This is a genomic window from Fibrella rubiginis (assembly GCF_017353185.1).
In the GTDB taxonomy this organism is placed as follows: Bacteria; Bacteroidota; Bacteroidia; order Cytophagales; family Spirosomataceae; genus Fibrella; species Fibrella rubiginis.
On the sequence record NZ_JAFMYV010000006.1, the window covers coordinates 98,207 to 113,006 of the forward strand.

Annotated in this window: 10 protein-coding genes; 8 read left to right on the plus strand and 2 right to left on the minus strand. The window is 55.6% G+C overall.

The window, feature by feature from the left end:
- Positions 1 to 92: 92 nt before the first annotated feature.
- Both J2I47_RS13000 and J2I47_RS13005 read left to right on the plus strand, forming a co-directional pair.
- The gene (locus J2I47_RS13000) at positions 93 to 1,463 is read left to right on the plus strand and encodes a hypothetical protein (protein ID WP_207365025.1); all 1,371 of its coding nucleotides are present in this window, start codon (positions 93 to 95) and stop codon (positions 1,461 to 1,463) included.
- Positions 1,464 to 1,580: 117 nt separating this feature from the next.
- Positions 1,581 to 2,162 carry an ABC transporter permease gene (locus J2I47_RS13005; RefSeq protein WP_207365026.1) on the plus strand — a complete coding sequence of 194 codons (582 nt, stop codon included), beginning with the start codon at positions 1,581 to 1,583 and terminating at the stop codon, positions 2,160 to 2,162.
- Between the two features lie 56 nt (positions 2,163 to 2,218).
- Here J2I47_RS13005 and J2I47_RS13010 read toward each other — a convergent pair whose 3' ends face one another.
- Together J2I47_RS13010 and J2I47_RS13015 are read right to left on the minus strand one after the other, a co-directional pair.
- Positions 2,219 to 4,882 (minus strand): ABC transporter permease, encoded by a 2,664-nt coding sequence (locus J2I47_RS13010; RefSeq protein ID WP_207365027.1) that lies wholly within the window; start codon positions 4,880 to 4,882, stop codon positions 2,219 to 2,221.
- A 26-nt stretch (positions 4,883 to 4,908) separates the two neighbouring features.
- Positions 4,909 to 5,247, minus strand: coding sequence for a PadR family transcriptional regulator (locus tag J2I47_RS13015; protein ID WP_207365028.1), 339 nt, complete (start codon positions 5,245 to 5,247; stop codon positions 4,909 to 4,911).
- A gap of 277 nt (positions 5,248 to 5,524) precedes the next feature.
- Here J2I47_RS13015 and J2I47_RS13020 point away from each other — a divergent pair, with 277 nt between their 5' ends.
- The 6 genes from J2I47_RS13020 to J2I47_RS13045 all read left to right on the plus strand — a co-directional run bounded on the left by J2I47_RS13020 (position 5,525) and on the right by J2I47_RS13045 (position 14,757).
- Positions 5,525 to 5,935 (plus strand): hypothetical protein, encoded by a 411-nt coding sequence (locus tag J2I47_RS13020; protein ID WP_207365029.1) that lies wholly within the window; start codon positions 5,525 to 5,527, stop codon positions 5,933 to 5,935.
- 19 nt (positions 5,936 to 5,954) lie between these two features.
- Complete coding sequence (locus J2I47_RS13025) at positions 5,955 to 6,383, plus strand: hypothetical protein (RefSeq protein WP_207365030.1); 429 nt, start codon at positions 5,955 to 5,957, stop codon at positions 6,381 to 6,383.
- A 15-nt stretch (positions 6,384 to 6,398) separates the two neighbouring features.
- Complete coding sequence (locus J2I47_RS13030; protein WP_207365031.1) at positions 6,399 to 7,307, plus strand: winged helix-turn-helix domain-containing protein; 909 nt, start codon at positions 6,399 to 6,401, stop codon at positions 7,305 to 7,307.
- Between the two features lie 275 nt (positions 7,308 to 7,582).
- Entirely contained in the window at positions 7,583 to 9,967 is a 2,385-nt protein-coding gene (locus J2I47_RS13035; protein WP_207365032.1) for an ABC transporter permease, read from the plus strand.
- A gap of 13 nt (positions 9,968 to 9,980) precedes the next feature.
- Positions 9,981 to 10,616, plus strand: a complete 636-nt coding sequence (locus tag J2I47_RS13040) for a GIN domain-containing protein (protein ID WP_207365033.1) — start codon at positions 9,981 to 9,983, stop codon at positions 10,614 to 10,616.
- Positions 10,617 to 11,490: 874 nt separating this feature from the next.
- Positions 11,491 to 14,757 carry an RICIN domain-containing protein gene (locus tag J2I47_RS13045; protein ID WP_207365034.1) on the plus strand — a complete coding sequence of 1,089 codons (3,267 nt, stop codon included), beginning with the start codon at positions 11,491 to 11,493 and terminating at the stop codon, positions 14,755 to 14,757.
- The last annotated feature ends 43 nt before the right edge of the window (positions 14,758 to 14,800 follow it).

Genomic DNA, 14,800 nt, shown 5'->3' on the forward strand with positions numbered 1-14,800 from the left:
TACAGCCTGAAGGCGTTTTTTTGTTATTCTGATGAGTGCAACTGCTCCATGTTGCAGCCTGTGCTCAACCGACGTAACAAGCTAGATTACCGATGAACACGTTCAAAAAAATCCCCCTGGCTACGGCCATTTTGTTGGGGCTGGGACTGTTCGCACCGGGGCAGGCTGCCTTTGCGCAGATGCCCGATACCAATCGTCCATCGGCTACCGCCGACACTACCCAGACCTTTGCTTCGGTCATTGCCCCCTTCCGCGACGATATTCGCCAGTCTGTATTACTCGCCAGTCAGCACCCCGACGTGCTAGGTCAGTTAGCCAAACAGCAGGCCAGTAGCCAGCAGGCCTTTCTGGCCCTGATTGAGCCTTTCGGGCAAACTAAACAGGGTTGGTTCTACGACATGGCTCGTTTTCCTGACCTGATGCATACGCTGGCTACCCTACCCGACGGCACCGACCGCACCACCGTCGACGGCCTGACCAAAGCCCTGCCCGCCGACCTGCAAACGCCCGCCTGGAAGTTATACCGCCATCATCATGATGACCTCGTGCAGGCCGACAACCTCAATCAGCAGGCTAACCAGGCATTCGACAACCTGATTGCCCCACTCGACGGACCAACCCAAACGGCATTCCGCCAGCTCATTAACACGCCCGACGTGCTAACCACGCTGACGCAGCAACTGGACAAAACCGCGCAACTGGGCCGCGACTATACCGCCGACCCCGCCGCTGTGACGCGCAATCTGACTGCCCTGCACGATAGTCTCGACGCGCAGAACAAGCAGGAACTGGCGGCTTACCAGCAGGAGTTGAATCAGGACCCCCAGGCCCGGCAGGAGTTGCAGCAGGCAGCGCAGGACTACGCGCATGCAAACGGCTACAAAACGGGGGGTATCAACCGAAACGTCGGCCCGCCCAACCCGGCCTGGCCCGTAAACTCGTCCTACTATTATCAGAACCCCTATTCGTTCTGGTTTGGGTACCCCGGCTGGTATGGCTCGCCGTTCTGGTACCCCTCGGCCTACTGGCTCAATACCGGTTTCTATTATGGCCCCAGTGGCAACATGGTAGTGGTTGGCTTGCCGGGTTTTGGGTTCTCAAACTGGTTCTTCGGCGGGGGCTACTACGGCTACCCCAGCCTGTATAACCGCTTTGGCAACTACTACGGCCGCACTTACAGCGACCGTCGGCTTTGGGGCGGTGGTAATTACGGCGGTTTCATGGGGGCTGCCCACCGCACCTATGGTCCCATGGCTGTGCCTGGCCGGGGCAACTGGAACATGGGCGGCGCGGGCGTCTATAGCCGCGGCAACGGCGGGTTTAGCAGCGGTGGCCGCATGGCTGCACCCAGCAACCGCTCGTTCAACGGCGGCACTTTCCGCGCTCCATCGACCGGCAACTTTGGGGGTGGCCGTTCCTTCGGTGGTGGCGGCGGTTTCGGCGGCGGACGCGGACGACGATAAGCGGACGGTTTCTGTCCGAAACTGGACAAGGGATAGCATGGGTAAGGCCGTTTCTGAATCAGAAACGGCCTTCTTGTTTTATGGTACGTACTGGTGCAGGATTTCCATTTCCGGTCCTTGCACGAGCGCATCTCGCCTCTGGTGATGGTCCTGGCCAACAGCCCCGGCACGATCATCGTGAAAGCCAAACCCACCGACATGGCGGGCCTGCTTACCACACTGCAACAGCGCTGGACGGCTCTTATGCCCGGCAGCCCGTTTGTCTACTCGTTCCTGGACGAACGCTACCAGCAGACCTATATAGCCGAACGCCGAACGGGTCAGATCCTGGGCTTCTTCGCCGGGCTGACCGTTTTCGTAGCCTGTTTGGGTCTATTCGGGCTGGCTACGTTCACCGCCGAACAGCGCACGAAGGAAATCGGCGTGCGCAAAGTACTGGGGGCCAGCGTCAGCAGCATCGTGGCCCTGCTCTCCCGAGATTTTCTTCAGTTGGTGGGCCTTGTTATCATCCTTGCCAGTCCCATTGCCTGGTACGCCATGCATCGCTGGCTGGAAAATTTTGCCTACAGAATCACCATCGACTGGTGGGTATTTGCCCTGGCTGGTGCATTGGCCGTGGGTATTGCCCTGCTGATGGTAAGTTTCCAAAGCATCAGAGCTGCCCTGACGAACCCAGTCAAGAGCTTGCGAAGTGAATGAGTAGTAGTAAGCAGTTCTAGCGTAGGCCGCTGCCTGCTGCCACTGCCCACTGCCACTCATTCACTCCGTAAACTCCTCACTGGGTTCGTCAGGGCTGTTCGGATAGACTGAAAGCTGACTGTAACAAAGGCAATCAGCAGGGCCAGCAGGGCCGCAATGACAAATGTCCAGGCACTGATATCGATCCGATACGGGTAGTTTTGGAGCCACTGCCGCATGGCGTACCAGGCCGCCGGGAAAGCCACCACAAACGAGAGAAGGACCAGTTTCAGAAAATCGGACGAGAGGAGTTGAATGATACTCGTAACAGACGCGCCGAGCACTTTGCGGATGCCAATTTCCTTGGTGCGCCGTTCGGCCGAGAGCGTAGCCAGCCCGAAGAGGCCAATGCAGGAAATGAAAATGGTCAGGATAGCCCCAAACAGCATGATCTGTTTCCACTTGGCTTCCGACTCGTAACGTTTCAGATTGTCTTCGTCGACAAACGAAAACGCATACGGGTTGATTGGAAACAGGCGTTTAAACGTGCGTTCGATGTATTGCAGGCTGGCCGAGGCGGTATTGGGCCTGATCTTGATAAACGCTTTGCCAAACTGGTTGCCTGGTTTGGTGGTAAACAGCTGCGGGCCAATCTCCTGGCTCAGCCCGTTGAAATGGTGGTCTTTCACCACGCCCACTACCGTATATACTTCGCCCTTGTTATACCAGAAATCGACGGGCTGCCCAATGGGGTCTTTCCAGCCCGCCTCTTTCACAAACCGTTCGTTTACCAGCACCGAATGGGTGGAATCGGCAGGGAAATCGGCCGAAAAGTTGCGTCCCTGTCGAACAGGAATCTTTAGCAGCGGTAGGTAAGCCGGGTCGATGGTTTCGTAGGTAAAATTAATTTCCTTGCCCTCGTTGATCTTCGCCACGGTGCCCCACTGCCCGCCATTTTTGGGCGCTACGCCCACGATGTTCGGGTTTTTCAGCAACTCGTCGTGCAGCAGTTTGGCTTCGCTCCGGGTCAAGCCCGATTTGTCTATGCTCACCAGGTCTTTGTCATCATACCCTAAATCTTTGTTGGTCAGGTAATTGAACTGGGAATAAATAGTCAGTGTGGCAATAACCAGAAACGACGCCAGGGCAAACTGCAACACCACCAGCGACTGTTGCAGGTAGTTTTTGCCCGACAGACTAATCCGCTTGTATAGCGTCTGAACGGGGCTGTAGCGCGACAGCACCAGGGCTGGATAGAAGCCCGCCAAAAAGCCCGTGAGCAGAAACAGCCCGATATAGCCCAGCACCAGCCTCCCGTCTAAGAGGTAGGCCAGCGCCAGCGATTTGTTGGCTAGCTGATTGAACGTGGGCAGTACCAGTTGCACCAGTATCAGCGCCAGCACAAACGCGCCGAAACATAGCAAAAACGACTCGCCCAAGAACTGGAACATCAGTTGCGCCCGACCACTACCGACTACCTTCCGAACGCCAATTTCTTTAGCCCGTTTCAGCGATCGGGCCACGGTCAGGTTCACGAAATTGATGCAGGCAATCAGCAAAATAAACAAGGCAATACCCGTCAGGATGTACGAAAACAGGGGGTTGCTACCCCCAACCAGGCCATTATCGGCGCGCAGATCCTGACTCAGGTGCATAGCGGTAAAGGGCTGAAGGGCGTATTCGACCTTGTTTTTAAACCCGAACTTCTCGGCCATCATCTTAATCGACGCGGCTGCATCGGCCCGGTAAATTCGGTTCATCTTAGCCTCAACAGCCTGAATATCAGCTTTTGGCGTAAGCAGCACGAAAGTATTTTCGAAGATATTGAACCAGTTTTCGGAATTAGTCATCTCCTGTGGCGTCACCACCATGGGCATGAGTACGTCGAACCGGATGGATGAGTTCTGGGGCATTTGCCGGACCACCCCCGTCACGGTATAAGGCTCGAAGGTGTCGCCGTTATCGAAAGATCTTTTGAAAAAAATCGTCTTGCCCAGCGCATCGGTAGTACCAAATTGTTTCGCGGCCATGTCTTCCGAGATCACCACCGAACGGGGCTGTTGCAGGGCCGTTTTAGGATCACCACTCAAGAGCGGAAACGTGAAGACGGAAAAGAAACTGGTGTCAGCCACAAACACGGACTGACTGACCACGTCAGTACCCTGTTTCATATCGTGGCGGTCTTCTTTATACCGCACAAACGACTGTATTTCAGGCACGCCAGCCGCAAACGTAGGTCCCTGCAACAGGCCGGTGTTACCCTGCCTGTTTTCTACCTTACCCGCCGGCGACAGTTCGCGGCTGGTGATGCGATACAGGCGGGGGGCGTTGGCATGAAACCGGTCATAGCTCACTTCATCTTTGGTGTAGAGAATGATGAGCATGGCCGCCGCCAGCCCAATGCTCAGGCCAACGATATTGATGACCGAATAGGCTTTGTTATGGGCCAGCGTCCGGAGCGCGATGGTGATGTAGTTGCGTAGCATGTCGGGGTTGAGTGGGGAGGGAGATGGGTACTCGCCGGGGCGGAGAACGGTTTTTTTTCGCCTGATAAAAAAGGGCGTGAGGTGATGCAGCACAGCCACTACATAGTCGCGCCGGGCTTTGGCGGGGCCTGCTTCGGCCAGCCGCTTCTGATACACCTCGTGCAGATCGCCCTGCACGTCTTCGAGCAGGTGGGGTGCGCAACACCACTCCAGCAGCCGATCGGCCCATTGGGGTGGCTGATTAGCCTGAAACATAGAACCTGACGTTTATGGGGTTTACGCTAGCCAACAATAAGCTGAAATTTGTCTTGCGGAATAGCCTGCCAAAGCCGGGCACGCACCGCCTGTATATCCTGCAACGCCCTGACACCCAGGCCTGTCAGCGTAAAAAAGCGCTTTCGCCGCCCGCCCCGCTCAGCCGTAGCCCCGCCCAGCACCGACGACAGGTAGCCTTTTTCTTCCAGCCGGTAGAGGGTGGTGTGTACGGCGCTCATGGTAATGGCGCGGCCCGTTTGCTGCTGTACGTCTTCCCAAACGTTGACGCCGTAGGCCTCGGTGGTGCAGGCCGCCACCACCAGCAGTATGATTTCTTCAAACTCTCCTAAAAAGGCTCTTCGCATGATTCCGGCAGGCAAGTATGATTAGTTACAATTTTGCTAAACAAACCTGATGCCAACGTCAAAAAAAGCCCTCTGAGCACGTTCAGAGCCTTTTTACTTCCGATATATGTACGATTTCGGACAATGACTGTCCGGGAGCGAGGCATATAAGTACCTACTCACAATCAGTAACTTACGTACTTTTACATTTCCTTTACATTGTTTTACCTGGCTTTAACCAATCACATTCGGCGTGGCGCATAGCTTTGCTTCGTTACCAACCAGAACAGCTAACGCTATGAAAAAAAGAGGCTCTCTATTACTGCTTGCCGCCGGGGTTTGCCTGTGTACGTTCGCCCTTGCTCAACAGCCATTTGCAAATTGCGCAGCCGCCTTCGTGGGCAATAAGATGGTGGTCGATTCCTATACGCCGAAAGGACAATGTCGGCTGTCGGGCGGGGCTACGGGGCTACTGACCGTACAAACGGTGGAACTCTCTCCCACCCAGGCTAAGGCCGTTGACAAGGTCGATTTCAAGGTTGCCATCCGCGATAAAGATACCGGTACCCTACACCTGTTTTCGGGCCAAACCTACAAAGAGATACCGGTGCAGGACGTGCTCACTACCTGTAAAAAAGGCGACCGCATTGTGCTGCTGACCGTAGACAACCAATATGCCCTGCCCCATAACGAAATCGTAGTACAGTAAAAAAGCAAACCAAATCAGCATGAAGACGTACCTGCTCCTCTCCGCTTTAGTGGTGCTCACCAAATTCGGTAGCGCACACCTGCAACCCACGCTGTATTGCAGCCCCGTCACCCTAAACGGGCAGCCCCTCGCCGATGCCTCGGTCGAGTTTGGGTCGCAGGGGGTGCTGGCCATTATTCAGGGTGATCCCGACTTGCCCCGGTACAACAAGCCTATGGCCTTCCGGCTAATGGTCCGCCGCGCCAACGTGGTGGTGAAGCAATGGGCTGGCGAGGCGAAACCCGTTTATTCGGTGCAACTGAGCGACCTGTGGCCGTCCGTGCAGTTTGGCGATGAACTGGTGCTGGCCGCTGTACCAGTCAGCGAAGAGCAAGTAGTACCCAACGCCGTGCTGAAGATCAAGGCCATCAACTGGCTGGTGGCAAAACCCAAAAAAGACGGCTGTTAACGGGCCGCACCACCCATGCAACGCCCCACTCGCCTCAACGCCACGTTTCGGCTGCTGCTCGTCGGCTTGCTGACGGGGGCGTTGGGGCTGCTTTTTGTGCAGCTTACCAGCACAACTCCGGTTGCCGCCGGGGAGCATTCGTCGGAAAAAGTCAACCTGGCTCTGCGCCGCACGGCCCACCACCTGCTCCGGGCGGCGGGCGATTCAACGTCGACCATTGCGGCCGTTGAGCAACCTACCCCCCAGACCTACCGCCTCCGGCTCGACCATGCCTTCGACTATGACCGCCTGCCGGGGCTGTTGCAGGCCTCGTTTCGGGTGCATCAGATCACAGACCTGTATGACGTGGCCGTGCTGAACTGCGCCACAGGTGCTCTGGAGCTAGGCTACAGCGCCATTGATATGGCCGACAATAAGTCGGTGCCGTGCAATGGCCGGTCAATGCAGGCCGGCTGCTACGTATTGCAGGTCACGTTCGCCACGGCCACTCCCGTTTCTCAACCAACCAATGGCTGGCCACTGCTGGCGCTGGCGGGGGTGCTGGTGGGCCTGCTGGCAATTGCCTGGCGGCAACAGGCACGAATAGAGCTTTCCCAGCCGCTACCCGAAAAAAGGGCCGATAACCCTAACCTGATTCATTTTGGGCAGTCGTGCCTCGACGTGGCGGGGCAGACGCTTGTTTCGGGCACGCATCAGCATAGCCTGACCTACCGCGAAGCCAAGCTCCTGCGGGTGCTGGCCAGCCATGCCAACGAGGTGCTGGAGCGCGACCAGATTCTGAAGCAGGTTTGGGAAGACGAGGGCATCACTGTAGGCCGCAGCGTCGACGTGTTTGTGTCGAGGCTTCGCAAGCTGCTCCACAACGACCCCACCGTCAGGATCGCCGCCGTGCATGGCGTAGGCTACCGTCTGGAAGTAAGCTGATGGCAGATGGCCGCCCACCGTAGCTTCGCGCTGGTGGGCTGCCTTTCTTCCTGGTCGGTGCGGGCGGCGTTCCGCTTCCCACAAGCCAGGCATTGCTCCAAACAAAAAACTGTCCGCGAATGAACGTCAGACGTCCATTTACGGACAGTTTTTTGCTTAATGGTTTTAGTTAATCTATTGATATACAGTTTATTGGCTTTTTGGTATACTGGTTGAACATACAGCGGTGAAGCATGCCGCCTACTACTCAACACGTACCATCAATCACCTTGCCCATGTTTACGAACTACATCAAAATCGCCCTTCGCAACCTGGTCAAGAACAAGGTGTATTCGGCCATCAACATTGGCGGGCTGGCCGTCGGGATGGCTGTAGCGATGCTCATTGGCCTCTGGATTTGGGACGAATTGTCGTTCAATAAAGTCCATACCAACTACGACCGCGTTGCGCAGGTAATGCAGCACCAGACCTTCAACGGTGATGTAAAAACGCAGGGGGCGGTCCCGTTTCCGCTGGGGCCTGAACTGCGAACCACCTATGGCAGCGACTTCAAGTATGTCGTGATGGCTACGTGGCCTAATGGGCATATTCTGTCGGCGGGAGATAAAAAGCTCTCGAAGGTTGGTGCCTACATGGAAGCCCAGGCCCCGGAACTACTCACGCTGACGATGCGGCGAGGCACCCGCGCCAGCCTGACCGACCTGCACGCCATACTACTCTCGGAGTCGGGAGCTAAAGCCTACTTCGGCGAATCAGATCCGATTGGCAAGCTCATGAAAATTGACAACCGTTTCGACGTGAAAGTGACGGGGGTATACGCCGACCTGCCCCACAATTCGACCTTCAGCGAACTGGCATTCATTGCTCCCTGGGATCTGTATTTCAATAATGAATCGTGGCCGGAGAAAACCACGAATCCTTGGCGCGCCAACATGTATGTGGCCTATGCCCAAATCGCCGACCATGCCGACATGGATAAGGTTTCAGCAAAAATCAAGGATGTTAAACTTAACAACTCTCACAAGGAGGAAGCCGTGTTCAAGCCTGCCGTGTTTCTCCACCCGATGGCAAAATGGCATCTGTATAGCGAATGGAAAAACGGGGTGCTCACCGGCGGTCGTATCCAGTATGTCTGGCTGTTTGGCCTCATCAGCGTGTTTGTTTTGTTGCTGGCCTGCATCAATTTCATGAACCTTAGCACGGCCCGGTCCGAGAAACGCGCCAAAGAAGTGGGCATTCGCAAGGCCGTTGGTTCAGAGCGTGGTCAGTTGATCGGCCAGTTTTTTAGCGAATCGCTCCTGGTGGTCAGTATCGCTTTTTTGTTCGCACTGCTGTTGGTGCAGGTGTTGCTGCCCGCCTTTAACGTACTGGCCGACAAGCGTTTGTCGATGCTCTGGACTACACCTTCCTTTTGGCTGCTGGGTCTTGGTTTCAGCCTGCTCACGGGCCTGATTGCCGGCAGTTACCCCGCATTCTACCTGTCTTCGTTCCAGGCCATCAACGTGCTCAAAGGCACGTTTCGGGTAGGTCGGTTAGCCAGCATTCCCCGTAAAGTACTGGTGGTGATTCAGTTTACCGTTTCGGTTACGCTCATTATTGGCACAATCATCGTGTTTCGTCAAATCCAGTTCGCCAAAAACCGCCCGCTTGGCTACAATCAGAATGGGCTGTTGTCGGTGCCTATCAACACGGCTGAACTGACGGGGCATTACGACGCGCTCCGCACAGACCTGCTGGGCACCGGTGTGCTGGCAAACGTAGCGCAATCATCCAGCCCCACCACCGCAGTCTGGATGGTCAATAATGGGTTCGAGTGGCCGGGAAAAGCGCCCGGAGTGCAGGGTAATTTCGGGCAAGTGCTTGTTTCGCATGACTTCGGCCAGACAGTAGGCTGGCAGTTCAGGGCGGGTCGTGATTTCTCCCGCAGCCTGTCGACCGACTCCTCAGGCGTAGTCATCAATGAGGCTGCCGCGAAATTTATGGGTTTGAAAAACCCTGTCGGCGAAATAATCAAACAGGATGGCAAGCCCTACAAGATCATTGGCGTAATCCGGGACATGGTGATGGACTCGCCCTATGAACCCGCTTTCCGGACCATGTTTATGATTGACTATACCGATGCCAGCCGGTTTACGCTTCGGCTGGCCCCCACCGCAGTGCCTAGTCAGGCCCTACCAGCCATTGAGGCTGTCTTCAAAAAATATGCACCAGCCTCGCCGTTCAGCTACGAGTTTGTAGACCAGGAATACGCCCGAAAATTTGGTGATGAAGCCCGTATCGGTAACCTTGCCACGGTGTTTGCCGTCCTGGCCATTTTCATCTCCTGCCTGGGCCTTTTCGGGCTGGCCTCGTTCGTAGCCGAACAGCGCACAAAAGAAATCGGGGTGCGGAAAGTGCTGGGAGCCAGCGTACTGAATTTGTGGGGCTTGCTGTCTAAAGACTTCGTTTTTCTGGTCATTATTGCGTTTGGCATTGCCACGCCCATTGCCTGGTATTTCCTTAACAACTGGCTTCAGCAGTACCAATACCACACCGACCTGTCGTGGTGGATCTTTGCCGTATCCGGGCTGGGCGCATTGCTCATTACCCTGATCACGGTCAGTTTCCAAAGCATCAAAGCTGCCCTGCTCGACCCTGTCAACTCATTACGAAGCGAATAACCCCTTACTGCATATGAAAACGCTGTTAACAACCCTTGCCCTCGTGCTGCCACTGAGCCTCTACGCCCAGGACGTTCCCTACACCGCCGCCAACGAACTGCGCGGCAGTGGTCGTCTTGTAGACGAAGCCATCCCGGTGAAGCCCATCGAGCGCGTCATCATCAACCAGTTCCCGGCGTTGGTTACGGTCAATACTGGGGCGACCAACCCGTCGGTGCAAATCGGCATAGATGATAATTTGCTGTCGCTGATCCAGTATGTCAATGCCAACGGCACGCTGACGCTATCGTTTAAAGAGCCTGCCGGTAAGTGGGTAAATAAAGCTACGATCAACATCACGATCAACGCGCCGGGGCTGACGCAACTTACCTCCCGCTCGAACAGCGACGTGCTGGTGCGGGGATTACAGGGCGCTCAATTCAACCTCACAAACGAGGCCAATGGCAGCGTAACCCTGCTCGGTGCCGTCGACACATTTAACCTGGTCAGCACCGCCAACGGCACCATCAACGCCGACAAGTTACCTGTGCAACAGGCCAATGTAGTGACTAAAGCCAACGCCACCGTGCGCATCAACGCCCGGTCGGCCAACGCCGTCAACGCCAGCCACGCCAGCGTCATCAATCAGGTGTACAAGGTGAACGAGTGAATGGCGAACGAGCGAATGGGCTAGCGCAAGGTTACTCCCGCCCCCTAGCCTGTAGAGCCATAGACTAGGGGATGGGATGACTTATGATATTTTCATAAGTCGCATTGACAGATAATAACTCTTAGATTAAAAGCCCGATTAGCCACCCTGGTATCCGGGCTTTCTTATTGGCAGGAAAGTTCTTATTGTACAGCGTCTATTAGTCGTTTCAACTGGTCTTTTGACAGCAGCAATGAACCCGATATTGATCGCTTCATGGGCTCAAATTCCTGCAACATAATTCGGTAATCGTCTATTGATGAATCACCATGAGAATTGAGATGAAAATCTTTCAATTCGGCGTAGAGGCCCATTTTATTGATATAAAAGTGGGCAATTCCAAAAAGGAAAAAATGGTGTAATAGGCCAGGGCTGCGCTTAGTTTCAGTCCCCGGTCGTCCAGAAAGCCGTTACCGGCGTCGCCTAAGACAGTCCAGACGTTAGCAAAAAAGCCTTTTTGGTGTTCCGTTCGGTAGTCATATGCAAAGACTGGTGAAAAATAACGTTTCAGGCTGATAGCTATGCGCTGGGCAAAACGTCTCTTTTAAACCATCGATTAACCCGCTTGCGTCGGCTGTTTGGCTGTTTATTAACCAACCTTAACAATTCTTAACGGCTTGTTTATTAGCAGCATATGTACCAATTGAGCCTTAAAACCACGAACACATACCTGAAAATTGCCTTGTTACCGTGCCCATTGGCGGGTTCAGCAATTGCCGATTAATGTATAAATCACCGACCAATATATAAACAGCGGGGACACCGCACCGTTTACGTGACGCGTGAAAAAAGGGTAAATCCAAATAGGATGCTTTAACATATCATTTATAGCCTCATGTTTACTTGCATTGCGACGCTCTCCGCATATAGGAGCCGCTTGGTACCGACCTGCCTTGTCTGGCTGGTACTCCTCACGACCACCATCGGCCACGCCCGACCAACGCCACTCAGGCAAACGACAACGCCTACGGCGGTCACGGCGGTTGACCCTACCAAGTGCTACCGGCTGGTTGCGCGGGCGAACGGCAAGGTACTGAGCCTGCTGGGCGGCAACGACGGGGCGCCACTCGCCACCTACGCCGAGGGCGCACAAACCGGCCAACGCTGGCAGTTCGTACCTGACGGTGCGTATTACAACCTCCAGTCACAGACAACCACAAAGGGTGTGCAGGTGGTCAACGCGTCAACGGCAGAGAACGCGCTACTGGAGAACTGGACCTACTGGGGCGGTAGTCATCAGCAGTGGACCCTTCAGCGCAACGCCGAAGGCTACTTTACCCTCATTAACCGCAACTCGGGCAAAGCCATGACGGTACTGACGGCTATTTCCGGTGCCGAAGCCCGCGTGGGGCAGCAGACCCTGAGTGCGGCCCAACAGCAGCAGTGGAGCATCGAGGAGTATGCCTGTAGCGGTGCTGGCACCCCCAACCGCCCGCCCGTGGTGGTGGCCACCAGCACATCGCTGACAGGCACATCGCCGTTGAGCGTGACCTTCACCGGCAGTGGTTCCTCCGATCCTGACGGCGACCCCATCACCTACCTGTGGGACTTTGGCGACGGAACGAGCAGTACGCAGCCAAACCCTGTTAAAACGTTCTCTCAACGGGTAGGCGCGCAGGGTGTGGGGCTAATTCTGAACTACACCGTGCGGCTTACCGTGACCGACAACAAGGGCCTAAGCAACAGCCAAACCCTTCAGGTATGGCTGAACAACAATGCCCCAACAGTCAAGATTACCAGCCCGCTCCCCACGTTCACGTATGCGCTCGACAAAGAAACCAACCTGAGCGTAACAGCCGATCTGACCGACGAACTGCCCGATAACCTCGCCCGTGAATACAAAACGATCCTCCGCCGCGATAACCGCACGATCTGGTCAGTCGCATCGGGCGTGGGTACCACGGTACTGCCGGTAGGCTGTAATGGCGAGAGTTACTATTACCTGCTGACCCTCAAAGTGACCGATAAGGGTGGGCTTTCGGCAATGGATTCTGTCAAAATTTACCCTAAATGCGACGGACCTACCCGCCTAGCGGTCAGCGGATTAACGGCCACGACAGTCTCAACTAGTAGCGTCAGACTAAACTGGATAAAACCGGATGCCCCGTATGACGACGTACTGGTGGTGGGCAAAGTAGGAGCCTATGTCGAAGCCCTGCCGAGCAGTAACACCAACGTGGCCGATCCAAGCTTTACCGGCAACGGGGCAGCCCTCGACGGAGGAAAAATTCTTTATCAGGGAATGTCTACCTCGGTGGTCATCACAGACCTCCCGGCGGGGCAAAACTACTTTTTTCGGGTGTTTAGCCGGAAAGGTTCCGTCTGGGGGACGGGTATGCCTGTTAACACCACGCTCACACCCAACCGCCCCCCAGTGGTTGTCGCGACAGCTACGTCACTCACAGGCACATCCCCGCTAAGTGCCACGTTTAACACCACTGGAACGTATGACCCCGATGGCGATTTGTTGTTTTACGAGTGGGTCAACACCTACGATTTCAGCGTATTATCCAGGGAGGCTAACCCTGTATTGACCCTTAGAGCATTAACCCCTACGAAGGGAACTACACCTGTAACAGCTTATGGCATTCGACTAACTGTCAGAGACGGTAGGGGTCTTGCGGGTGGTGCCTATTTTGAGGTTAAACTGACTGTACCTCCAATAGTCAAAATTAATACCCCCTATACAAACAGTACCTATCCCCTCGACCAGGCACAGGTTATTCCGTTAGATGCAGCCGTCACGGCAGCCAGCAGCTATACGTCAACCTGGCAGGTCACGTTACGGACCGCTAACCGGGATTTTCCGCAGCTACCCATCACGGGGGTAGGGAATTTTCGGCCTAACGTCACGCTGGAGCCAGCGGGTTGTAACGGGGAACCATATTACTACTACGTCACGCTCAAAGTGACCGATGCGTCAGGCTTATCAGCAAAGGATTCATCAGTAGTAAGCCCCGTCTCAGATTGTAGCCTGGCCAACGTAAATGTGAGCGGACTAACCACCACCACGCTTGCCAATGGAAGTGTACGGTTGAACTGGACTAAAGGCGTAGTTATCAGAAGCCAACGGTACGACGTATTGGTGGTGGGCAGAGCAGGCGGCAGCTTCACCGACCGCCCAGCCAGTGCCAGCTACGTTACCAACAGCAGCTTTACGGGCAACGGAGCTGCCTACGACGGAGGTAAAGCTCTCTATCAGGGGCTGGATTCGTCAATGGTTATTACGAACCTCACGCCGGGGCAACGCTACTTCTTTCGGGTCTATACCCGCGTACCTAACGCCATCACCGACAAAGCCTGGTCAGGAGGGATCGAGACTAGCATCACCATCCCCGGTGCCACCACAACCGCCCCACCCACGTCGGCCACCGCAATCGACATTACCAAGTGCTATCGCATCCAGTCGCGGAGTAGTGGGTTGGCCCTGACCGTTCCGGCTGGGGCGGGTACGGATGGCACGGCACTTCAGCAGCGCACCAATACGGGACAGCTCTGGCAGAAGTGGCGGTTCGCGCTTGACGGAGCGTACTATCGGATTGCGGCGGGGCACAACCTGAAAGCCGTTCAGGTGGCCAACGCGTCAACGGCTGACAATGCCCCGCTGGAGCAGTGGACGTACTGGGGCGGGGGGCATCAGCAGTGGACGGCGAACCGCAACGCGGATGGCTTCTTCACCCTCAGCAACCGCAACTCCGGCAAAGCAATGACAGTACAGGGAGCAAGCACCGCCGACGGGGCTGGTATCGTCCAACAGACGCTGGGGATGGGCACCAATCAGCAGTGGAGCCTCGTCGAAACAGCCTGCTCGGTAGGGGCACGTGTAGCTTCCGCCGAGCCGGGCGTAGGTACGTCGTTCTCGCTGTATCCCAACCCCGCCAATGATCACGTCCTGATCGACCTAAGCCGTGCGCAGGGGCAACCTGTAGGCCTGACGGTACATAACCTGTTGGGCGTCAGTATTCAGCAGATGTACCTGGAGGCAGCACCCGCCGCCCCTTACCGGTTCCGCACCGGCCAACTAGCCGATGGGCTGTACCTGATGCAGGTGACGCTCACCGGGCAGGCACCCACCACGCTCCGCCTGTTGATTCAGCACTAAAGTAACCTTAACATCGTTTAACACGCTGCTTACCAGACCGGTA